The organism is Trinickia sp. (assembly GCF_051954495.1).
Classification (GTDB): Bacteria; Pseudomonadota; Gammaproteobacteria; order Burkholderiales; family Burkholderiaceae; genus Trinickia.
Genome location: NZ_JBQCHR010000121.1, coordinates 49,456 through 70,605, shown reverse-complemented (window position 1 = coordinate 70,605; position 21,150 = coordinate 49,456). Strand labels below are relative to the sequence as shown.

Sequence of the window (21,150 nt, the reverse complement as noted above, 5' to 3'; positions counted from 1 at the left end):
CGGACGCCCGGCAGAACTCCGCCCCGGCCGTCGTGGACCCACACGCGCTGGCGGCGCTCGCTCCGCCGGGCCCGCGTGCCGCAATCGAGGTGGCGCTGGCCAGCGCAAGTGCCGCGGCGCCGCGTTGTCTATACGCCGATTGGCTGGCAGCGCGGTCCGACGACGCCGACCGCGGGCGTGCGCGGGTGCTTTACGGCGAGATCGTGCACGATGCCAAGCATTGGCCGCGCTATGCCCGAGACCATAATCGCGAGTGGCTGCAACGCGCGCAGGCGGCCCTGAGCCGGTAATGGCGGCTCGCGGCTTTCGTGGGATAGCTGATATTGCGGAGCGGGATCTTGAGGTTAGCGGCTTTAGCGGAATAGGGCGGAGCGACGCGATCGCCGCTCCAATCGATGATTGAAGGCGCGGGCAGCGCTTTGAAGGAGGCATCATGACTGAGAGCGACAAGGCGTTCGCGGGATCGATCCCGAAGTTCTACGACACGCTGATGGTCCCGATGATCTTCGAGGCTTACGCCGCCGATATGGCGGCGCTCGTCGCGGCGTTCTCTCCTGGCTCTGTGCTCGAAACGGCGGCCGGCAGCGGCGTCGTAGCCCGAGCGCTGGCGCCTAAACTCGATGCCTCGGCACGCTACGTGGTGACTGATCTCAATCAGCCCATGCTCGACTTTGCGGCGGCCAGGCAAGGGGCCGATAGTCGAATCGAATGGCGCCAGGCGGACGCGCTCGACTTGCCGTTCGACGATGCGTCGTTCGACATCGTCTGCTGCGAATTCGGTGCGATGTTTTTTCCAGACAGGGTTGCGGGGTACGCCGAGGCGCGGCGAGTGCTGAAGCCGGGCGGGCGCTTTATTTTCAGTGTGTGGGACCGCATCGAGGACAACGCTTTCGCCGATGAAATCACGCGTGCGGTGGGCACGCTGTTTCCGCATGATCCTCCGAACTTCTTGGCCCGTACGCCGCACGGGTATCACAATGCGGCGCTGATCCGCGAAGACGTCAGGCGCGCGGGATTCACCGATATCGAAATCACGACGCACGAAAAGGTCGGCCGCGCGGCGTCGGCGCGCGACGTCGCGACCGCTTATTGCTTGGGAACGCCGCTGCGCAATGAGATTGAAACGCGCGATGCGAGCTTGCTGCAGTTGGCTACGGACAAAGCGGCCGAGGCGATCGCCAGCCGCCACGGCGAAGGGCCGGTGGCGGGGAAGATTCAAGCGCATGTCGTCGTGGCGGCGGGGTAGGGGGCGCACAAGGGCTGGTAGGCGATACCTGATAGAGCCGCCTTCCACTCGTTGGCGGGATGGCTCTGTCATATGGTGATTGCGTCCGAGATGCGACTCGTTATTGCATAACGCCTGCACAGTGCTAAGACAATGTCGACCTCAAGCGGGAACGCGTGAGATTCAATTTGACATGGCGGGGAGCTTACCCATGGCTCCTGGGCGCGATCTCCCGCTGAAGCGCGAAACCCCCTATGGACCCAACGCCCGGATGAATCCTTCCCCCGCATGTGGGTAGTTGATAACCATACCACTAAGTGGTACACTAAGATTCAGTTCGACATCCATGGAAAGACGGGCTCCGAGAGTATTCAAGACAGCATGGTTCACCAAGGCGGCAAGGGTTGGGGAGATTTCCGACGCGGCCTTGTGCAAGGCTGCTAGAGAGTTGAACGACGGGCAGGGCGACGATCTTGGGGGCAACGTTTGGAAGAAGCGACTAGATAGAAACAGAAAGCGCGGCATCGTCGTCAACAAGGTCGGTGATTTCTGGGTATTCGTTTACTTATTCGCAAAGAATGATTGCGCGAACATCGATGAACGCGAGTTGCGGGATTTCAAAAAACTTGCTCGGGACTATGGAAGGCGAACAACGCGGATGTAGAAAATATGTTGGCGTTGAGGGAGCTAACGGAGATTTGTAATGGTTAAGGCCCGCTACAAAAGCGACGCATCGGAAGCGATTCATAGCGCCGCTGCCGGCTTACATCGCGCTAAGGTCATCGGTAAGAAGACGATGCGCGAGTACGACGAGCTATGCATCGAGAAGGCACCGGAATTCAACCCTCAGCAGATCGCCAGAATCCGCGAAGGCTTGCATGTCAGCCAAAGCGTCTTCGCCCTGTATCTCAACACCACCACGTCAACGGTGCGCCAATGGGAGCAAGGCGATAAGAAGCCGAGCGGGATTGCGGCTCGAATGCTGCAACTCGTGCAGAAGAACGGCCTGGCGATATTTGCCTGACGATCGGCGCGAGGCAGCACGATAGCTCATAGGGCGATGAGGGGGCCTTCACGCCCCACACCGCCCGTCGGTTTCTAAACGATCAACCCTAAGCCGCCAGCTTCAACGCCTGCTCGAAATCCGCAATCAGGTCTTCGACATCCTCGATCCCGGCGGACAGCCGCAGCATGCCGTCGGAAATGCCCATCGCCTTGCGCGTCTCCGGCCCCGCCTCGAAGAAGATCGTCGGCGCGACGGGAATGATCAACGTGCGCGTGTCGCCCAAGCCCGTGGCCTTGATCGGCAGCTTCAGCGCATTGACGACATCGACCATGCGCTCCGCGTTGCGCAGTTCGAACGACAACAGCCACGACGCGCCCTTGAACAGCGCCTTCGCGATCCCGTGTTGAGGATGACTTTCCAGCCCCGGGTAGAACACCTTGCCGACTGCTTCGTGTCCTTCGAGAAACCGGGCGAGGGCGAACGCGTTGTCGCTGCTCTGCTTGACGCGCAAGGCGAGCGTTTCCGCGCCCATCGCGATCGAATGCGCCTGCTCGGACGACAAAGCCGCCCCCATGTCGCGCAAACCTTTCTTGCGGATCTGCAAGAGCCCCTGATCCTTCGCCGCGGAACGCCGGTACTCGTCGGCGATGTTCGGATAAGCGCTCCAGTCGAACAGACCGGTATCGGTCACCGCTCCGCCCAGCGCGGCGCCATGGCCCGCAATCGTCTTCGTCAGAGAATTGATGACGAGACTCGCTCCCACCGCTTTCGGCTTGAACAACGCGGGCGAGGTGATCGTGTTATCGACCACATAAGCGACGCCGCGCTCGCGGCATAGATCGCCGATGCCTTGCAAGTCGGGAATCTGCGTGCCCGGATTCGCGATGGTTTCGACGAACACCATGCGCGTATTCGGCCGGATGGCGTTTTTTACGTTTTCGGCATCGCCCGCATCGACGGTCGTAACCTCGATGCCGAAGTTGCGCAGCGTGCCGAACAAGCTGTTGGTGTTGCCGAACACGAATCGGCTCGACACCATATGATCGCCCGCGCGCAACAGCGTGAGGAACGTGGCCGTGATCGCCGCCATGCCGGTGCCGAAGCACACCGTGCCGACGCCTTCTTCGAGCGTCGTGATCTTGCGCTCGAGCGCGGCGGTCGTGGGCGTGCCTTGCCGGGCGTAGTTGAAGCCGCCCTTTTTCGTGCCCTGAAACACGCCGATCAGGTCCTCGACCCGCTCGAAACCATATTGAACCGACGTATGAATCGGCTGGCGCACGCCGCCGTGCTCCGTGCCCATGATTCGGTCACCGTGAACGATGCTGGTGGTGAAGCCTTGCTTGTCCATCCCTTCTCCGCTTCTGAAGTTTTCCGCTTCCGGCCGGCTGCTGGCGATGAGCCAACGCCCTCCCGCTATTTTCCACCACTGTGGCAAGCACGGGAAATACGCCATTGTGCTCCGGTCCGCGCCCCAGACGCCTATGCGCGGGTCGGTTGCCATTGTGACATGGTCGCAGGCGAGCACGCATCTGGCGACTTTGCACGGCGTCCCGCCGGCCGCGCTGTGCGACTTTGTTCTTTTTCCATCTAATTCGTTTATCGGATGTGATGGGCGGGCGCGGCGGGGCAGTCGTCGGCACCGCTCGGACAAACCCATAGCGGACAGGGCACTCCGGCCGGCAGCATCTTTCATCGCGCGGCGGGAGGTGCCGTTTAGGCCTCGCGCTCCCCATCGAATCCCGTTAACCGGTACTTCTCAGCACGGCGCGCAGTCCCTAGCCTTAGGTCGTCGCTCGATGCATCGCGAGTCGGCGACCCATTCAATGCACGGAGGATCGATGATCATCGATATTCATGGCCACTTCACCACGGCCCCGAAGGCGCTCGAGGCCTGGCGCGATCGCCAGGTGGCTGCTATCGGCAATCCCTCGGCGATGCCGGCGGCATCGGAGCTTCGCATCGGCGACGATGAACTTAGGGAATCGATCGAGCGCAATCAGTTGCGGCTCATGAAGGAGCGCGGCCTAGACCTGACCGTATTCAGCCCGCGGGCCAGCTTCATGGCCCATCACATCGGCGACTTCCAGGTGTCGAGCACGTGGGCGGCGATCTGCAACGAGCTCTGCTATCGCGTGAGCGAACTCTTCCCGAATCACTTCATTCCCGCAGCCATGTTGCCGCAAAGCCCGGGTGTCGATACGGCAAGCTGCATTCCCGAGCTCGTGAAATGCGTGGAGCAGTACGGGAACGTCGCGATCAACCTGAATCCCGATCCCTCGGGCGGCCATTGGACGAGTCCGCCGCTGTCCGATCGCTACTGGTATCCGATCTACGAAAAGATGGTCGAATACGACATCCCGGCGATGATCCATGTCAGCACGAGCTGCAACGCGTGCTTTCATACCACGGGGTCGCATTATCTGAACGCCGATACCACCGCCTTCATGCAGTGCCTGACGTCGGACCTATTCCGCGATTTTCCGACGCTTCGCTTCGTCATCCCGCATGGCGGCGGCGCGGCGCCCTACCACTGGGGACGATTTCGCGGGCTCGCGCAGGCGCTGGAGAAGCCGCCGCTGCAGGAGCACCTGCTGAACAACGTCTTCTTCGATACCTGCGTCTATCACCAGCCCGGCATCGATCTGCTCACGCGCGTGATCCCCGTCGACAACATTCTCTTCGCCAGCGAGATGATCGGCGCCGTGCGTGGCATCGATCCGGAAACGGGGCACTTCTTCGACGACACGAAGCGCTATATCGAAGCGGTGAACATCGACGAACAGGATCGCTACAAGATTTACGAAGGCAATGCGCGGCGTGTGTACCCGCGCCTTCACGCCGCATTGAACACCAAGGGGCTTTGATCATGTATGAGCTGGGAGTCGTATACCGCAGCATTGCGCGCGCGGACGGACAGGTGGCCGACAAGCTCGGCGAATACGGCAGCGCCACGGTGCACGAAGCGATGGGCCGCACCGGTCTGATGAAACCTTACATGCGGCCCGTCTACCCTCGCGCGCGGGCGAGCGGCACGGCGGTCACGGTGTTGCTGCAGCCCGGCGACAATTGGATGATGCACGTCGTCGCCGAACAGATTCGACCGGGCGATATCGTCGTTGCCGCAGTGACGGCCGATTGCACGGACGGCTATTTCGGCGATCTGCTGGCGACGAGCTTTCAGGCGCGCGGCGCGAAGGCGTTGATCATCGACGGCGGGGTGCGCGATGTGCGGGTGCTGGAGGAAATGCGCTTTCCGGTCTGGAGCAAAGCCATTTCCCCCAAAGGCACGATCAAGGCGACGCTGGGCTCGGTCAACATCCCCGTCGTGTGCGCGGGTGCGCTCGTGAATCCGGGCGACGTGGTGGTCGCCGACGATGACGGCGTGGTCATCGTGCCGGCCGCCGCGGCGGCGCAAACGCTCGACAAAGCGGCCGCGCGCGAAGCGAATGAAGTTCAAAAGCGCGCCAAGCTCGCGTCGGGCGTGCTCGGGTTGGACATGTATCAAATGCGCGAACCGTTGCAACGCGCCGGGTTGCGTTATATCGATTGAGGAGGCCATGCCGATGGATCACGATGCAGTGGCGACCGGGCCGATTACCGGCATTTCGTCGATGGCGACCCGTCATGTTCTGAACGAGCTCGTCGAGGGCTACGCACGGCAGTGCGGCCAGCAGGTTCTGATCGAATCGGTCGGCGGCGTGGACGCTGCCCGGCGTGTGGCGGCCGGCGAGCCGTTCGACTTCGTCGTGTTGGCCAGCGACGCGATCGATCGGTTGGCTCAAGCGGGACGCGTGGAAATGGGCGGCCGTGTCGATGTGGCTCGTTCGAAGGTGGCCGTCGCCGTGGCAAACGGCGCGCCTCATCCTGACGTGCGCAGCGAGGCCGCTATCCGGCAGGCGGTCTTGGACGCGCGCAGCGTGGGCTATTCGACCGGCCCGAGCGGTGGGCATATCGTTGCGCTATTCGAGCGCTGGGGCATTGCGGAAACAATTGCGCGTCGTATCGTCAAAGCTCCGCCCGGTACGCCGGTGGGTACGCTGATCGAACGGGGCGAAGTCGAATTGGGCTTTCAGCAGCTGAGCGAATTGATCGATCTGCCTGGCATTGATGTCGTTGGCGTCCTGCCGCGCGAAATCGAAGCGGTGACGGTGTTTTCGGCGGCGGTCTGTTCGACATCGAAGCGCCGCGACGCCACGCGAGCTTTGCTGTCGTTCCTTGCCGCGCCCGAGGGCGATGCGGTGAAGCAGCGCTACGGCATGGAGGCGGCATGAGCGATGTGGGTTGGTGCGTCCGGCGCCGCGCCGAGGAGATGCCTAAGGGCGTTTTCGCGCTGCGCGAGCCGAACGCATTCGCGGCGCTAGCGATGAACGATGCGCCGCGTTCCCACCTCTTCTCCGGCCACCGTCCGAATGGCATCGATGAGCGCGCGCGCCGCGGGCGAGGGCGTACCGCCCGCCCGCAGCGTTAGACCGATATCGCGGTTCGTGTTCTTGGTGGGTGCGTCGAGGACGACGAGCTGCCCCGACTCGCACTCGTAACGCAGCTGTTGCGCCGACAGCACGGCGAGCATGTCGGTGCGAAGCAGCAAGCCGCGAATGACCGCCAGATCGGCCGTTTCCACGGTGGGCATCGGCGGCTTGATTTTCGCGCGCTTGAATAGGTTTTCGAACAGGCCGCGCGAGGGTGACTGCCGCCGCGGCAAGATCCATTGCGCACGCGCCAGTTGACCGACCGTCAAGCCGCGCGTTTGCGCCAACGGATGGCCCGGCCTCGCCAGCACGGCAAGGTCCTCCGACATCAGCTTTTCGTTCGCGAGGCCGCTCGCCGCATCGTTGTCTCGAAGCGCACCGAGGATGAAATCGACATCGCCGGCGCGCAGCCCGCCCACGAGCGTTTCATAGGCGCTTTCGTCCGTCACGATACGTACGCCCGGATGTTTGCCGACCACGCGTGCAATGGCTTCGGGCAGCACGTGGGTTCGCGCGAGCGGCAAAGCGCCCACGGTGACGCTGCCTTGAATGCTGCCTCGCGACGCGGCGACGTCGTCCGATACGTGCCGCAGTTCGTTCAGCGCGCGGCGTACATGAAGCAGGAAAGTATCGCCTTCGCTCGTGAGCAGCAGCCCCCGGGGATTGCGATAAAAGAGCGGCATGCCCGCGCCGCTCTCGAGTATTCGCACCGCGCTGCTCAGGGCCGGCTGCGAGATGCCCAACGTACGAGCGGCGCTCGGCATATGCTTGTGGCGCGCGAGGACGACGAACAGCTGTAGCCTTCGCGTGTTGAGCAGGTAGGCGGGCAGGGGCGTATCGGCGGCCGTTTGTCTCGCCGAGCGTCGCGTTCGGCTCCACTTGGCCAGCGCTTCCAGTTCCGCGAAAACGCGAGCGCCGCGCTGAAGCACCACGCGACATACCGGCGTGGGCAGCATGCCCGAGGGCTTGCGATCGAATAGGCGCTCGCCGATCGTCTTTTCAGTCTCCTGAACGGCGCGCGTGACCGCTGATTGAGCGCGAAATAGCGCAACGGCCGCCCGGCTGACACTGCCCGTTTCAGCGATGACATGCACCGCGTGCAGGTGAGCGAGATTCAGTAGGGCGTGTTCGTTCATTGGAATGCTGCGCCGTTGCTTCGGCATCCGGCACGCGTTGTCATGCGGAACCTTGCGTCGCCGGACGCCGTCAGGCCGTATCGCTGGTCTGCCGAATCGGGATCACCGTCCGGCCGCCGCAGTTGCGCAACAGGTCGCGCAATTCGAGGATGACGGGGAATACCTCATGGTTCCAATCTGCGCCCTGCATGTCATGGGCCGCTTGTTCCCGCTCGACGATCCAGCGGTCTTCCTTGAAGATGCGTTCGGTGAACCAGACGAGCAGCGGCCAAGCCAAGTCCAGGGCGAACGGGATGCCCGGCTTACGGATCGAAAGCATGCCGAAGGTGCGGTTCGTGCGCTGCGCCGCATCGAGCGGCACGTACACGATCCAAAGGTCCATCACGAGCGTGCCGTCGCTCGAGCGGATCTGCAGTGTCTGATACGGATAGCCGGTGCGTACCGTCATGACGTCCTTGGCGTCGGGGGCCTCGGTCTTCTTGCTGGCGCCGAATACCAGCGCTTCGCCCACGGGCTGTTTTCCTTCCTCGCGCGCGAACGTGTAGTCCACTTCCACCCAGTCGTCGCCGCGGCGGCGGCCGAGCGAGCGCGCCCGCATTTGCCCCATCTGCCGCCGGTGCAGAAACTGATGGTTCATGTCCATCAAGTTCTCGTGCATGAACGAGTAGTGGCACTTCACCTCACGCCCGAAGCGGCGCGTCTTATACGCTTTGTCCTCGACGGAGGGCATGGCCGGCAGCGGCTTGTCTTCGGCAAGCGCCGCATCGCCCGGAAAGACGAAGATGAGCCCGTAGGCCTCGCGGCAGGGGTAGGCGCGCACGCCGTTGGGCAGGCGTTCGCGCCCGAGGTAGGGCACATCCACGCAATGTCCGGTGCAGTCGTACGTCCAGCCGTGATAGCCGCACCGAATGGACTCGCCCTCCACGACACCCCCATGCAGCGGCACCTGGCGGTGCGCGCAACGATCCTCCAGGGCAAATACCTTGCCCGACTGCGTTCGCGCCAGCACGATCGGGTCGCCGGCGAAGTGCACCCCGAGGGCTTTGCCCTGCTTGACTTCGCGAGACCAGGCGAGGGGGTACCAGTGATCGGGATGGATGGGGACGCGGCGCAGATCGCGCGCGCCCGCGCTTGCGGGGGAGTCGATGGCACTGCTGTCCAGCACCGGCATTGCATGCATGCGTAACGCCTCCTTTTAGAACGGGAGCTTTGGCCGTCGCCGCCGGCGGGCCCGGTACCTGCCTGGGACCCATTCGCGGGCGGGGATCTCGCGCAGTCTACGCGAAACGGCGCATGCCGGCGCACCTATGTGGGCGCGAGTTCACTGCGTTTGCCTTGCAAGAACCGTCGCACCGCCGGATCGCGCTCGAGCCCGATCGCGACATCGTACGCTTCGAGCGCTTCGCGCGTGGCGCCCACGCGTGCGAGCAGATCGGCGCGCGCCGCCCAATACGGCTGATAGTCGGACAGCCTCGCATCGTCCTCATAGGGGGCAAGCGCATCCAACGCCGCTTGCGGACCGTCGCGCTGCCCCAGCGCAATCGCGCGGTTCACCGCGACCACCGGCGACGCCGCGATCGAGAGCAACGCATCGTAGAGTTGCACCACTTCGTCCCAGTTCGGCCGGCCCGTGCGGCAGCGGTACACATGCGCCGATTGCAGCGCGGCTTCGAGCTGAAACCGGCCTATCGCTCGACACGTACTGGCGCGCCGCAGCAGTGCGTCCGCGGTAACGATCATCGGCGCATTCCATGCCGCGGTGTCTTGGGCCGACAGCGGCACATAGTTGCCCTCGGCATCGCGCCGTGCATCGCGCCGCGCCTGCGCGTACAGCATCAACGCGAGCAGCCCCAGCGTTTCCGGTTCGTCAGGGAGCAATTCGACGAGCAACCGAGCGAGAAAGAGCGCTTCGTCGGCGAGGTCTCGCCGCATCGTGTCACCGCCCACCGGATCGGTCCATCCTTCCGCATAGGCGGCATAAACCGCTTGCAGCACCGCATCGATGCGACCAGGCAGTTCTTCCGGTTCCGGCACGGTGAAGGGAATGCCTGCTTCGCGGATCTTCGTCTTGGCGCGCGCGAGGCGTTTGGCCATCGCGGAGGGCGAGGTGAGAAACGCGGAGGCGACCGTTTTAGCGTCGAGCCCCAGCACGACTTGCAGCATGAGCGGCGTGCGAATCGCGGCATCCAACGCGGGGTGCGTGCACGCAAAGAGCAGGGCGAGCCGCCGATCGGGCAGCGCACCCGCTTCACGCTGGTCGATTTCGTCGGCCAGAATGGCGAGCTGATTCGTGACTTCGTCGCCAATGCGCCGATGGCGTGCGCCGTCGATCGCTCGGCGGCGCGCCACGGTCATCAGCCAACCTTCGGGGTTAGCGGGGCAGCCATGGCGCGGCCAATCCGCGAGCGCGGCGGCGAATGCGTCGGCCAAGGCGTCCTCGGCCGCCGCCACGTCGCGCGTGCGCATGGCCAGCAGCGCCACGAGCTTGCCGTAGCTGCGCCGAGCGACGGCCTCCGCTGTGACATGGGCGGCGTGGTCGAATTGAGGCTCGCCGCCGCCCGGAGTCATGCCGCGGTTTGCGCGTAGGTCGCCATGGGCCAGATCGGGCGTACTTCCATGAGGCCGTGCGCTGCGCCGGGGCAGCGCGAGGCCCAGGCGATGGCGGCGTCCAAATCGGGCACGTCGATCAGGTAATAGCCGGCCAACTGCTCCTTCGAATCCGAATAGGGGCCGTCGAGCACCTGCGCCTTGCCGTCGACGAGCCGCACCGTGGTTGCCGTATTCGTGTTCTGCAGCCGGTTCGAGCCCAGCAGGACATCGGCTTTGCGCAGCGATTCCGTATACGCCTGATAGGCGGCGACGCCTTGCTGCCGCTCGCTGTCCGTCATCTTGTTCCAGCCGTTTTCTTCGGAATAGATCATCAACAGGTATTGCATGTAAGCCTCCGTCGTAGGGTTGCGGCGGGTGACTGACTTCTGGCCGCCGTCACAATGACGCGCCGGCGCAACGCTGAGGGACAATCGCGTCGAAAAATATCATACGGACGATTTTTCAAGCCCGCGACGCTTCTTCCCAAGTCAAACCGGCGACATGCGTCGGAACGTACCGTCCTGCTTGGCCCAGCGCGTTGGCACAGTGATTGCTCCCCCTAAGCATAGGCGTAGGTGCGCCGATGGAGAACATACATGACGCGACTCACCGCACTTTTCTTGCTGTTGGGCACGGTTTTGCTGGCCGCCTGCAATACGGTGGCCGGCGCCGGAGAAGATATTTCGAAGGGCGGTCACGCCATTACCAACTCGGCCGAACGGCATTCCGACTAGGTCGAAGTCAGCCGCAGCAAGCCAGCCCGCAGCGGCTTCGACGCCGCTTGCCCCTTAAAGGCCGCGCCTGCGCTCGATCGAGGTCGAGCGCAGGCGGCCGGGGCCTCTCGCTTCCCACTTCCCACTGCAAAACCTCATTACGCCAAGACGCGGGCGATTTAAAGGTAGACTTACGCGCGCCGCATCGCCGATACTAGCGGCGCTTTGCGAACTGGCCGCCTTTGCTTTTAAAAACAAACTTCAATTCCGCGCTTGGTTTTCCCATGGCAAGAACTTTCGTCACTCGCCTTATTCCAGTCATATTCGGCGTGTTGTGCGCCGCCACCTGCCAGGCGGCATGGGTAATCGTCGACGCCGGCCATACGCCGGCACATCCGGGCGCCACGGGCGCGAGCGGTCGCGTCGAACATCTGTATAACCTCGATTTGAGCGCGGCCGTCGCGAGCGATCTGGCCGCAGCGGGCGAGCGCGTCACACGTACGGGCGCGGACGGACGCGATATTTCGCTGACCGATCGGCCCAATGCCGCGCCCAAAGCCGACTTCTTCATTTCCATTCATCACGATTCGATGCAGCAGGCGTGGATCGATGCCGGCAGGAATAAGGAATTGAAAGGCTTTGCGATCTTCGTTTCGGAACTCAATCCGCACTACGAGCAAAGCCTTGCCTGCGCCAAGGCGATAGGCGAGCGCTTGCTAGCGGCCGGGGAAACGCCGTCGCTTTATCACGCGACGCCGATCAAGGGCGAGAATCGTCCGCTGATCGACCGCCGCCTCGGCATTCACCGGTTCGACGATCTGGTCGTGCTGAAAACCGCGCGCATGCCCGCCGTGTTGGTGGAGGCGGGTGTGATCGTCAATCCGGAGGAGGAGCGGCGGCTCGCGGAGCCCGCGACGATTTCCAAGTTGGCCGACGCGGTTTCCAAAGGCGTCGTGGATTGTCATCCCTGAAGTGCTTGTCTTTTCTCGATAAAAAGGAAAAACCATGAAGAAAATCGCCGTGCTCCTCAGTGTCGCCCTGCTGCCGATCGCTTCGCATGCGGCGGGCTGCGCCAAGCCGCGTAATGCGTTCGACCAAGTCTATTGCGCGAGCACCGTGTTTTCGCAAGCCGATCGCGATCTGAACGCTCAATATTCGCGTCTGCGCTCGCACCTGAACGCCTCGCAGCAAGGCGCGCTGAAGACGGGCCAGCTCGCATGGCTCAAGGAGCGCGATCAGCAGTGCAGCGAAGAGAAAGACAACGGCTACTTCGTGAACCTCGACTGCGCCGTGACCATGACGCAGCAACGTCTCGCCTTCCTTCAGGAACGCGAGCGCGAATGCAACAGCACGGGTTGCGTCGACTCGAAGATGGGCCAGCAATAGCCCGTCATTGCTTTATCGGAAGGGCGATCTTCGCGTGAAGGCGCTCTTCCGGACGTACGCGCTACAGCCCGATCACTACCGCGACCGCCCCCGCCATGATGCCGCCGATCACCACGCATGCGCACGTGAGCGCAAGGATGCGCGTGGGAAACGACTGGCCGAGCATCGCGAGCGACGGCACGCTGACAGGCGGCAACGTGACGAGCAGCGCGGCGGCGGGCGCGGTCGCCATGCCGAGCGAGAGCATCGCCTGGATGATCGGCACTTCCCCGGCCGTCGGAATGACGAACAGCGCGCCGGCGATGGCAAATGCCGCGATCCACGGGATGCTGGCGCCGATCCCCGGGCCGATGTGCGGGAACAGCCATGCCCGCACGGCGCCCATCAGCAAAACGAGAATGACGTATTCGGGCACGAGGCGTAGCGTCATGCGCGCGAGAATCTTCAGCCAGCGCGAAAACATCGCGCCTGTATCTTCTTGCGCCGTCATCTCCTCGAAGGCGGTCTGCGCGGCGTCGGCTTCCTCTTTAGTCGCCAACGTATCGACGAGATAGCCGATGCCGAGCACTAGGGCGAGGCCGAACGCGAGCCGCAGCCCCATCCATTGCCAGCCGAGCACGAAACCGATGAAGACGAGCGTGGCTGGATTCAGCAGCGTATTGCCCAGCCAGAACGCGATAGCCGCGCCCGGTGCGGCGCGGCACGCGCGAAGGCCCGCGACCACGGGTGCGGCGCAGCATGTGCACATCATGCCGGGCAGCGACATGACAGCGCCGGTCATCACGCTGCCGAAACCGCGTTTGCCGAGCGCGCGCAAGATCCAGCGCGAGGGGATCAAGGCTTGCACGGCCGAGCCGAGCAGAAGGCCCAGCACCATCGCCTGCCAGATGGCCTTGCCGTAGGCGATCGCGTAGCCGAGCGCGGCATCCCACGAGGGCGCGGGCGCGGCGGCGGCGCCGCCCATCAGGATCGAACCGCCGATGGAGTGCCGGCTGGCCGCGACGAATGCGCGGTTGTAGTAGGGGAACCATTTGACGTAGAACAGCCCGCCCACCGCGATCAGAAGCAGGATGGCGGGGCCGATCAAATGGCGGTGATTTCGGGCGGCGGTCGTGTTCATCGACATCGTTGAGTGAGATCGTGATTCGACGGGGGCGATGGCGCGCGCGTGGGGCGAGGGCGCGCGATTCAATTCCATGCGGATTCAACCGCGATCATACCGCCGGCGCGGTAATCCGGTCGAAGTTGGGTGTCGCTGTCGTTTGTTAGCGAACACATGCGATACGCTCGCGCTCGTTGGACTACCTCAGAACCGATATGAAAGCGCCAGGAACGTGATGATCGGATCGGCGTTCAGCTTCGCCTTACTGACCGCGAGCAGCGTCCCGTCCGCGGCTTTGATGTCGGTCTCCGCATAAGTTTTGAGCGGCGTGTAGGACACCGAAGCATTGATCTGCCAATGCTTATTCAATGCGTACGCCGCGCCGATGTTGAAGACAGGCGTCCATGACGAGGACGACTTCGCCGAAATGCTGGTCGGCCCCGGCTTGCCCGCTCCCGCCGCGAGCACGCTGCCCAGGTTCTCATTGAGCGATTGCGAAAAGTTCGGATTCAGCTCGAACGCGTTGAACCACGTGTACGTCATGCCCACGCCGACGAACGGGCGAAATCGTGTTTCCGCCTTGCCGAAGAAATACTGCAGCATCGCGCCGGCCGTCCACTGCCGCACCTTCCCGACGATCGGGTTGTTCGACGGGTCGTTCAAGTTTTCATGCCCGAGCGCGCCTGCCGGGCCGGGCGGCTGGATCACGCCGAATCCGGTGATGTGAAACTCCGGCGGTACGCCGCCGAGCGCCGTCAACGCAATGTGATCGGTGATGAAATGCGTAAACGTCAGCCCAATCGTATTGGCATGGCTGACGGTCAATCCCGTTCCGGCCGATGTAAATGCCGATGGCAGGCCGAGCGACGCGTTGATCGGCATCGGCGCCACGTGGGTCGTCAACGGATCGCTCGAATACTGCGGCGCGATGTGATACCAACCGAGCGAAACGACGTTCTCGCCTGCCTGCTGAGCCTGTGCGCCAGCCGACATGCACGTCGAAACGGATGCCGCGACGAGCGGCGCAACTACCTTCATGATCCCCATATCCCTGCTTCCTCGGCCTTGTTTGTCGTGTGTTCACTGAACGAATGCGCTGACGGCGAAATACGGAGCGCTCGGGTCGGACGTATCGAGGTATCCGATCGTGCCGCCCGAAAAAATCATCTTGCCGACCTCCGCCCCGCTAGCCGCGCTTGTCGCCTTCGCCTTGACTAGACCCGGCAACGCCTGCGTGTAATCGAGATCGATCGATGTGGCGAGCGAAGCCAGCGATGCGTTGAACGGGTCGAGCATCGCGGCTTGCGCGCTCATCAACGCGGTCGTGCGATAGGCGAAGTTGCTGTCGACGCCGACGTACTCGCCGTTTTGCGAGCCGGCGGCGACATTGGCCTGCGGCGCGAGCATCGCGATGCCCGATTCGTCGTCGGCCAGGGGCGTCTTCGGGGGCGAGCCGGGCGGCGACACGATCGACGGATCGGCCGCACCGACGCGAATGAGGATCGGCACCAACTGGCCGCGCAACTTCCCGACAATCAAGACGCCCTGCGCTTGCGCACCGTTCACGGCTTGGGTCGGCGCAACTTGCCCCGTGAAGCGGTCGGTTTCGAACGTCGGAGAGTCGATCCGGGCCACGAAGTTCGTCCCCGCCTGTCGGCATTGACCTGCGTATAGGCCGGTGTTGTCGCATTCGGTGAAGCTGCCGTCGGCGTTGATCGTGACCGAGCCGTCGACGGCGACGGGCGCGAAATTTTGCGACGGCACTTTGTGATAGCCGAGCATCGAATACTTGCCGGCGATTTCAGCCAAGCTCGTCGATGTTTGCGCGAACGCGATGAAGGGATAGTACGGAAACGTCGTATCGGGCACGACGCCCACACCCGCCACGCCGGCGAAAGAAATTTCCGCGCCTGGAATCGTGCCGCCCAAGACGCCTTCGCCCAGAAACACGCGAGCGGGGCGCGTCGCATCGAGGCTCGTGTTATCCAAGCGGAATGCGCATTGATTGAGCTTCGTCGTGGGCAGTAACGTTTCTTGCGTCATCGTGCCCGTGACGACGTTGTTCGGTGCACTGGAGCGCGTCGGCAAGACCGTGCCCTTCGCGACGGGCACTGGCGAGGCCAAATACGTGATCTTGTAGGTCATCGCCGTGGTGTCGAGCTGTACTTGCACGAGCTCGCCCGAGCCGGCGCCCCCCGTGAAAACGGTCGCATAGTCGAGCGCCTGCGGACATAGCCGCATGACGACCGGGGCGGGTGGATCGCCGCCGCCCCCGCATGCGCAGAGAACAAAAGCGGCTAGCGTTGTCGAGAGCAGGCTACGGTAGACCATATGGAGTCCTAAATAATGGAATTCGAGCGAAAACTGAATATCGTGGGGCCTGGGCGTAATACGCACGCGCCGCGGCGGTGTCTGGCCGCCTGTGCGTTCATGCTTGTTGCGATCGGCGCGCCCGCGTCTCCTGAGGCGGGCGCGCTCGAAGCGGGGTGAAACTACTCGTCGCGGCCGTTGCAGCGGATCAATGGACCGTCAGGAACGGCGTCGTCGTCAGCGAGCCCGATACGGTGCAGCCATTCGAGAGGACTTGATGGGCGAAGCCGATGATCGTTTCCTTTTGCGCCGTGTTTTCCGTGATGCTGGCCGAGAGCGCTGTGGGGCCGCATTGACCGCCGAGCCCGGCGACCTTCACGTCGACCGCGACGTTATTCAGCGAGAGGCTCGTCGCATTCGCTACCTGTCCGGTCCACGGGAGATTCGTCGGCGCGACGAGCGAGCACAAACTGTTGCCGGAGAACTTGGCCGACGTGATCGAGATCTCGCCGGTGCTGCCGATGGTCCCGGCCATCGTGGCCGTGCAGCCGAGAGGAAGGCCCGATTTTCCGAGCGTGGTCGAACCCGTCAAGCTGATCGAGCCTGCCGGGGATACCGTTACGGCAAACGCGGGAGCAGAAGCCGCAACGAACAACGCCAATGCCGCACCTACGGGGATGAGCTTGAAACGCTTCATGTCGAGAACCTCTCATCAGGATGAAGGCAAGTGGGATGGCGGCCGGCTGGCGCCCCAGGCCGCCCCGTGAAGCTGTACCGCCGCTACTGTACGAACGCGCCAATCGTGAAGAACGGATTCGGTAAGCCGGTACCGTTCATGAGCAAAGCGAATACGGAGCCGACCTTGATCAGGTAGCCGGTGTCGCTTGTCTTGAAGACGGTGGCGGCGCCCGACGTGAAGTTGTTTTGCGCTGTGACCTTGACGAGCCCTGGCTGGGCTTGCGTGAAATCGAGCGTGAAGTTCGTGGCCGCGGTTGACGTGAAAGGATTGAGGAAGGCGGCGCTCGTGCCTTGAAAGATCGTCGACGTGTAGTTGACGCCGGCATACTTCGTCGTCGTGTCGTCGAGACAGGCGCCTTCATACACCTGCGGCGCGGTGGGCCCGTACGCGCTGACGAGGCCGCACGCCGTGACGCTGTTCGCTCCGATGAATGCACCCGCCAGCGATGACGCGTCGACCGGTTGCACGGGGGAAAGCAGGGAAATGCCGAGCTGATCGTCGACCGTCGAATCGAGCAGGCCCGTGCCCGAGTGCGCGTAGCCGACTCGAATGACGACCGGAATGATCTGGCCGTCCAGTTCGCCGGCGATCAAGATGCCGTGGGCTCGGTTGCCGCCGAAAGCGGACTGCAGCTGTCCTTGGCCGGCCACCGGGTAGACGGGGCCGAGCCCCCAGTCGAGGTTCGCGGCGCTCGTGAACACGTTGTCTTGGGATCCATCGGTGTTGGTTCTGCGTGCCCAATCGGCGCCCGTCGTTAGGCAAGATGCGTATGGCTGCCCGGTGTCGGGCACGCACGATCCGTCGCCGTTCAGCGTTTCGGCTATCTGCACGCCGTCGACTTGCCACCCGAGCGGCGTGCCTAGGGGGGCGACGGCGTTCGTTTGAAAGTTGCCGCCCGACGGCGTGAAGCGAATGCCGAGCGCGTTGTAGCGGCCCGCGACTCTCGAGAAATCGGTGACGGTGTGGCTAAAGGCGAGGAATGGGTAGTAGTCGAAGGTCTTGCTGGGCACGATCGCGGCCTGCACGCCCGGCGCGATCGAAATGCCGTCGAACTGCACCGTCGAGCCCGGAATGCCGCCGCCGACGATGCCGTTGCCGACGAACAGCATCGGCGGGTCGTTGGGATCGATGGCGACGCTATACGACCCGTCCGCCGTCCTGCCGCTTTTCAGCACGATTGCGCAACGGTTCTGCTCGGCCGTGGGCAGCTTGAGCGGGGTCGTCGCGACGCCTTGTCCGTTTGCGACCGTGTAGAGATTCGGATTTTCGAAGTTCCCCGTGATCGTCAAGCCGGCGCGTGTCGTGTTGACCTGCCCGGCCGAGGTGGGCACCGCCGATTCGACGAAGGTCATTTGGTATTGCTTTTTCGACGTGTCGAATTTGACCTTGATGTACTCGCCGCTGCCCGAGCCGCCCGTATAGACGGTGCCGTAGTCGAGCGACGCGGGGCAGAGCGCTTTCGGATCGGACGGTTGGATGGCGGCGCCCGAACCTGAACACGTGTTGCTGGCGCAGGGTGCGGCGGCGATCGGCGCCGGATCGTCCGAGCCGCCGCCGCAACTGGCGCAGAGTACGGCGACGGCGAACGCCGCGGCGGATACTGAAATAGCTGATTGAATTCGCGCTAACGGCGGCATGGTTGTCTCCTGACGGCCGGTTTCGCGCTGTGGCGCTTTCCCGGCTGCACGCAAGGCGCGTAATTGTCGATAGCTGATATTCGTCTCTTAAATCGCATATCAGTGGCTGCGGGCGTTACCTTAAAGGCGGCGCGCGATTTATGTAAATAGAGATCTCGGTCCAAACGACCTTTTATTTTTTGTTCTGTGTTTACGCGGACTTAAGTGATCGTTTGAAACAATGGATCAATTGATGTTTGATCGGAATCTCATGCGCATCGAGTGAATGGTTTTGAGATGAGTTTTTAAGAGAGTGGAGGAGACGTCGAGTTTATGCTTCCTGCATGGGGGTTGGCTTGGCCAGGGGGGCGGAATTGGCGAAGAAGTAAACTCCCAATAATCATAGGTGGATACGATAAGAATTATATAGGGATAACTTTGATAAGTTGCATGATTGAATTCATGCGATTTTCCCGTTGAGGGTTATGATGGGGCGGCGGCGATGTGATGTTTTGGTGAAACCGAGATTTCAGTTTTTCCGCAATCGAGCAATGTGCGCGAAGGCTTCGCGATATTCAGGGCAAGGCGTTTGCGCCGAAATCTATGCAGATGCGAAGGTCGGCCGTAAGGGGCGGCCGACTCTGCCCGCCGTTCAAACGGATGATAGCGATGCGTGCGAGACGGGTTTGGGCGCGGACGGCTCCGCCGGCGTGCGGCCGACGGCCTTGCCGGCGACGATGTCGCTGTCTTTGCCGCTATCGGATTGAACGTGACCTTGCTTGATGATGACGCACATGGCGACGAGCAGCGACGCTGCAATGGCCCATAGCGTGCAGTAGCCGACGATCTTCAATTCATGCCCTCCAGCTGTCACCGCGTGCCGCAAGGACACGCAAACGATTGCCCGCCGTTGTTATAACACGGATAGATGACAATTCGTGACGCTGGAATCCTTAGGTGTCCGATCTATTGGGCCGGCGCCCACTTTACGTCGGTCCACCGCATCAGCGCAGTTGCGCGGCTGCCACGAGCAGCACCATGCTGCCGACCGCCCCGTCGAGGATGCGCCAGGCGGTCGCCTTGCGGAACAGTGGGGCCAAGAGCCGCGAGGCGTAGCCGAGCGAGGCGAACCACAAAGGGCTGACAGTCATTGCGCCGAGCGCGAACGCCATACGCGACCCTTCCGGTTCTCGTGCCCCCGCGGTGCCGATGAGCAACAGGACATCCACGTACACATGCGGATTGAGCCAAGTGAACGCAAGGGTCATGAGGATCACCGACCACGCACTTTGCGAGCCGGCAGCGGGTGCGGCTGCCGATTCGCCGCTCACTTCCATGATGGCGTGGCCCGGACGCCAAGCCCTGCGCAGTGTGGAAATACCGAACCAGGCGAGGTAGGCGAGCCCGCCGTACAACACCACTTCGACGAGACGCGGATAGCGCATCGCCAGCGCCGAGGCGCCGCCGACACCCGCGCCGATCAACAGAAAGTCCGACAACGTGCAAAGCGCCACGACCTTGCCGACGTGCGAGCGCATGATCCCTTGGCGCAAGACGAACGCGTTCTGTGCGCCGATGGTGACGATGAGCGAGGCGCAAAGCGCCGCGCCGTGTGAATAAGCGGTCCAGTTCATGATGGTTCGGGGGTAGACGATGCCGAGCGATGGCGTTAGTCTGCATGCCGGATGCATATAAGGACAGCTAATTTCCCTAAAGCTGGTTAAGGAACGCTAATGCTCGACTACGCTTTGCTCGATGCGCTCGCCGCAGTGGTTCGTCTCGGTTCGTTCGATCGCGCGGCGAGCGAATTGAACGTCACGCCGTCCGCGGTTTCGCAACGCATCAAGTTGCTCGAGGAGCGGGTAGGCAGTGTGCTCGTCAAGCGCGGCCAGCCTTGCGTGGCCACGGCGTCGGGCGCGTTGCTCTGCCGCCATACCGAGCGCGTTCGTTTGCTCGAGGCGCAGCTATCCGACGATATGCCGTCGATGACGGGCAGCCTGCTCGGCGAGCTATGGCCGACGCTGCGTGTCGCCGTCAACGACGATAGCGTGGGGACGTGGTTCATCGATGCCGTCGCGGGTTTTTGCGCGCAGCGGCGAATGCTGCTCGACCTCGTCATCGACGATCAAGATTACACGGCGCAGCGTATTCGCGACGGCAGCGTCCAAGGGGCGGTGACGACACAAGCCGAGCCCGTGCAAGGGTGCCGTTCGGTGCGCTTGGGTCGAATGCGCTATTTGGCCGTCTGTTCGCCCGCGTTCTTTGCCCGCTACTTCAAGGATGGCGTCAACCGCGAATCGCTGCGGCGCGCGCCTTGCGTCGTGTTCAATCCGAAGGATGCATTGCAAACGCGCTTCATGCGCAAGGTGACGCGCGCGGAGCTCGATCCGCCGCAGCACTGGGTTCCGCACGTGGGCGGCTTCACGCGCGCCTGCATCACGGGATTGGGTTGGGGCATGTGCCCGACGACGATGATCGGCGCGGCGCTCGAGAGTGGCCAACTCGTCGAACTTACACCGGGCCGTCATCTCGATGTCGATTTGTATTGGCAGAGTTGGCGTTTGTCGATCGGCTGGCTCGATGAGTTCGGCACGGTATTGAAGCAACGCGCGGGCGAGTTTCTCGATTGACGCCTGCAAATAGGCGGTGGTTTGAATAGGCCCCAATATATGCGCCCGTCGTGCCGTTCGACTTTGGCGGCGCGTCCGGGCGAGTTGCGGTAAACCCTCCTTTTTGCGTTTCGCCAACGGGTTCTGGCAACATAGAGTGCTTTGTCCTTATCGCCGTCTTGAGGCAAGGCCGGCTGCGCGGAGACGCGCCGGGCGCTTCGCGCCATATAAATCGCTAGTTTTTCCGACC

Annotated in this window: 21 protein-coding genes and 2 pseudogenes; 11 read left to right on the top strand and 12 right to left on the bottom strand. The window is 62.9% G+C overall.

The annotated features are described in order from the left end of the window. The 4 genes and pseudogenes from ACTHNR_RS16545 to ACTHNR_RS16530 form a co-directional block, all read left to right on the top strand. Nucleotides 1-290, top strand: a pseudogene (locus ACTHNR_RS16545) (hypothetical protein); the annotation flags it as partial. 143 nt (nucleotides 291-433) lie between these two features. Further along, nucleotides 434-1,246 carry a class I SAM-dependent methyltransferase gene (locus ACTHNR_RS16540; protein ID WP_440548739.1) on the top strand — a complete coding sequence of 271 codons (813 nt, stop codon included), beginning with the start codon at nucleotides 434-436 and terminating at the stop codon, nucleotides 1,244-1,246. Between the two features lie 325 nt (nucleotides 1,247-1,571). Beyond that, nucleotides 1,572-1,936: pseudogene (locus tag ACTHNR_RS16535) on the top strand (type II toxin-antitoxin system RelE/ParE family toxin). Then, a complete protein-coding gene (locus ACTHNR_RS16530; protein ID WP_440548738.1) occupies nucleotides 1,929-2,249 on the top strand; it encodes a helix-turn-helix domain-containing protein in 321 nt (106 codons plus the stop codon). The pseudogene ACTHNR_RS16535 and the gene ACTHNR_RS16530 overlap by 8 nt, the downstream one beginning before the upstream one ends. Before the next feature lie 88 nt (nucleotides 2,250-2,337). Here the strand turns inward: ACTHNR_RS16530 and ACTHNR_RS16525 are convergent, their stop codons facing one another. Beyond that, the gene (locus tag ACTHNR_RS16525) at nucleotides 2,338-3,579 is read right to left on the bottom strand and encodes a cystathionine gamma-synthase family protein (protein WP_440548737.1); all 1,242 of its coding nucleotides are present in this window, start codon (nucleotides 3,577-3,579) and stop codon (nucleotides 2,338-2,340) included. Nucleotides 3,580-4,069: 490 nt separating this feature from the next. Here ACTHNR_RS16525 and ACTHNR_RS16520 point away from each other — a divergent pair, with 490 nt between their 5' ends. Genes ACTHNR_RS16520 through ACTHNR_RS16510 form a run of 3 tightly spaced genes read left to right on the top strand, consistent with a single transcriptional unit; the run spans nucleotide 4,070 to nucleotide 6,502 of the window. Continuing rightward, nucleotides 4,070-5,095 carry an amidohydrolase family protein gene (locus ACTHNR_RS16520; RefSeq protein WP_440548736.1) on the top strand — a complete coding sequence of 342 codons (1,026 nt, stop codon included), beginning with the start codon at nucleotides 4,070-4,072 and terminating at the stop codon, nucleotides 5,093-5,095. Nucleotides 5,096-5,097: 2 nt separating this feature from the next. Beyond that, on the top strand, nucleotides 5,098-5,781 hold the full coding sequence (ligK, locus tag ACTHNR_RS16515; RefSeq protein WP_440548735.1) for a 4-carboxy-4-hydroxy-2-oxoadipate aldolase/oxaloacetate decarboxylase: 684 nt from the start codon (nucleotides 5,098-5,100) through the stop codon (nucleotides 5,779-5,781). Nucleotides 5,782-5,794: 13 nt separating this feature from the next. After that, nucleotides 5,795-6,502 (top strand): substrate-binding domain-containing protein, encoded by a 708-nt coding sequence (locus ACTHNR_RS16510; RefSeq protein WP_440548734.1) that lies wholly within the window; start codon nucleotides 5,795-5,797, stop codon nucleotides 6,500-6,502. Between the two features lie 86 nt (nucleotides 6,503-6,588). On the opposite strand, the gene ACTHNR_RS16505 is transcribed toward ACTHNR_RS16510, so the two are convergent. The 4 genes from ACTHNR_RS16505 to ACTHNR_RS16490 all read right to left on the bottom strand — a co-directional run bounded on the left by ACTHNR_RS16505 (nucleotide 6,589) and on the right by ACTHNR_RS16490 (nucleotide 10,772). Further along, a complete protein-coding gene (locus ACTHNR_RS16505) occupies nucleotides 6,589-7,836 on the bottom strand; it encodes a LysR family transcriptional regulator (RefSeq protein WP_440548733.1) in 1,248 nt (415 codons plus the stop codon). A 70-nt stretch (nucleotides 7,837-7,906) separates the two neighbouring features. After that, the gene (locus tag ACTHNR_RS16500) at nucleotides 7,907-9,016 is read right to left on the bottom strand and encodes a Rieske 2Fe-2S domain-containing protein (protein WP_440548732.1); all 1,110 of its coding nucleotides are present in this window, start codon (nucleotides 9,014-9,016) and stop codon (nucleotides 7,907-7,909) included. 125 nt (nucleotides 9,017-9,141) lie between these two features. Next, nucleotides 9,142-10,404, bottom strand: a complete 1,263-nt coding sequence (locus tag ACTHNR_RS16495; protein WP_440548731.1) for an RNA polymerase sigma factor — start codon at nucleotides 10,402-10,404, stop codon at nucleotides 9,142-9,144. Beyond that, nucleotides 10,401-10,772 (bottom strand): YciI family protein, encoded by a 372-nt coding sequence (locus ACTHNR_RS16490; RefSeq protein ID WP_440548730.1) that lies wholly within the window; start codon nucleotides 10,770-10,772, stop codon nucleotides 10,401-10,403. The genes ACTHNR_RS16495 and ACTHNR_RS16490 overlap by 4 nt, the downstream gene beginning before the upstream one ends. A gap of 249 nt (nucleotides 10,773-11,021) precedes the next feature. On the opposite strand from ACTHNR_RS16490, the gene ACTHNR_RS16485 reads away from it, so the two are divergent. The 3 genes from ACTHNR_RS16485 (at nucleotide 11,022) to ACTHNR_RS16475 (ending at nucleotide 12,524) form a co-directional block, all read left to right on the top strand. Next, entirely contained in the window at nucleotides 11,022-11,159 is a 138-nt protein-coding gene (locus tag ACTHNR_RS16485) for an entericidin A/B family lipoprotein (protein WP_440548729.1), read from the top strand. A gap of 263 nt (nucleotides 11,160-11,422) precedes the next feature. Then, nucleotides 11,423-12,109: an N-acetylmuramoyl-L-alanine amidase family protein gene (locus tag ACTHNR_RS16480; protein WP_440548728.1), complete on the top strand. Its 687-nt coding sequence runs from the start codon at nucleotides 11,423-11,425 to the stop codon at nucleotides 12,107-12,109. A gap of 34 nt (nucleotides 12,110-12,143) precedes the next feature. Then, nucleotides 12,144-12,524 (top strand): lysozyme inhibitor LprI family protein, encoded by a 381-nt coding sequence (locus ACTHNR_RS16475; protein WP_440548727.1) that lies wholly within the window; start codon nucleotides 12,144-12,146, stop codon nucleotides 12,522-12,524. A 61-nt stretch (nucleotides 12,525-12,585) separates the two neighbouring features. Here ACTHNR_RS16475 and ACTHNR_RS16470 read toward each other — a convergent pair whose 3' ends face one another. The 7 genes from ACTHNR_RS16470 to ACTHNR_RS16440 form a co-directional block, all read right to left on the bottom strand. Further along, entirely contained in the window at nucleotides 12,586-13,644 is a 1,059-nt protein-coding gene (locus ACTHNR_RS16470; protein ID WP_440548726.1) for a permease, read from the bottom strand. 186 nt (nucleotides 13,645-13,830) lie between these two features. Continuing rightward, nucleotides 13,831-14,664, bottom strand: coding sequence for an OmpW/AlkL family protein (locus tag ACTHNR_RS16465; protein ID WP_440548725.1), 834 nt, complete (start codon nucleotides 14,662-14,664; stop codon nucleotides 13,831-13,833). A 42-nt stretch (nucleotides 14,665-14,706) separates the two neighbouring features. Beyond that, the gene (locus ACTHNR_RS16460) at nucleotides 14,707-15,957 is read right to left on the bottom strand and encodes a DUF2957 domain-containing protein (RefSeq protein WP_440548724.1); all 1,251 of its coding nucleotides are present in this window, start codon (nucleotides 15,955-15,957) and stop codon (nucleotides 14,707-14,709) included. Nucleotides 15,958-16,144: 187 nt separating this feature from the next. Further along, nucleotides 16,145-16,633 (bottom strand): hypothetical protein, encoded by a 489-nt coding sequence (locus ACTHNR_RS16455; RefSeq protein ID WP_440548723.1) that lies wholly within the window; start codon nucleotides 16,631-16,633, stop codon nucleotides 16,145-16,147. An 83-nt stretch (nucleotides 16,634-16,716) separates the two neighbouring features. Continuing rightward, nucleotides 16,717-18,312 carry a DUF2957 domain-containing protein gene (locus tag ACTHNR_RS16450; RefSeq protein ID WP_440548722.1) on the bottom strand — a complete coding sequence of 532 codons (1,596 nt, stop codon included), beginning with the start codon at nucleotides 18,310-18,312 and terminating at the stop codon, nucleotides 16,717-16,719. A gap of 631 nt (nucleotides 18,313-18,943) precedes the next feature. Beyond that, nucleotides 18,944-19,144: a hypothetical protein gene (locus ACTHNR_RS16445; protein ID WP_440548721.1), complete on the bottom strand. Its 201-nt coding sequence runs from the start codon at nucleotides 19,142-19,144 to the stop codon at nucleotides 18,944-18,946. A 151-nt stretch (nucleotides 19,145-19,295) separates the two neighbouring features. Further along, complete coding sequence (locus ACTHNR_RS16440; protein ID WP_440548720.1) at nucleotides 19,296-19,925, bottom strand: LysE/ArgO family amino acid transporter; 630 nt, start codon at nucleotides 19,923-19,925, stop codon at nucleotides 19,296-19,298. Between the two features lie 99 nt (nucleotides 19,926-20,024). On the opposite strand from ACTHNR_RS16440, the gene ACTHNR_RS16435 reads away from it, so the two are divergent. Continuing rightward, nucleotides 20,025-20,921: a LysR family transcriptional regulator ArgP gene (locus ACTHNR_RS16435; protein ID WP_440548719.1), complete on the top strand. Its 897-nt coding sequence runs from the start codon at nucleotides 20,025-20,027 to the stop codon at nucleotides 20,919-20,921. The last annotated feature ends 229 nt before the right edge of the window (nucleotides 20,922-21,150 follow it).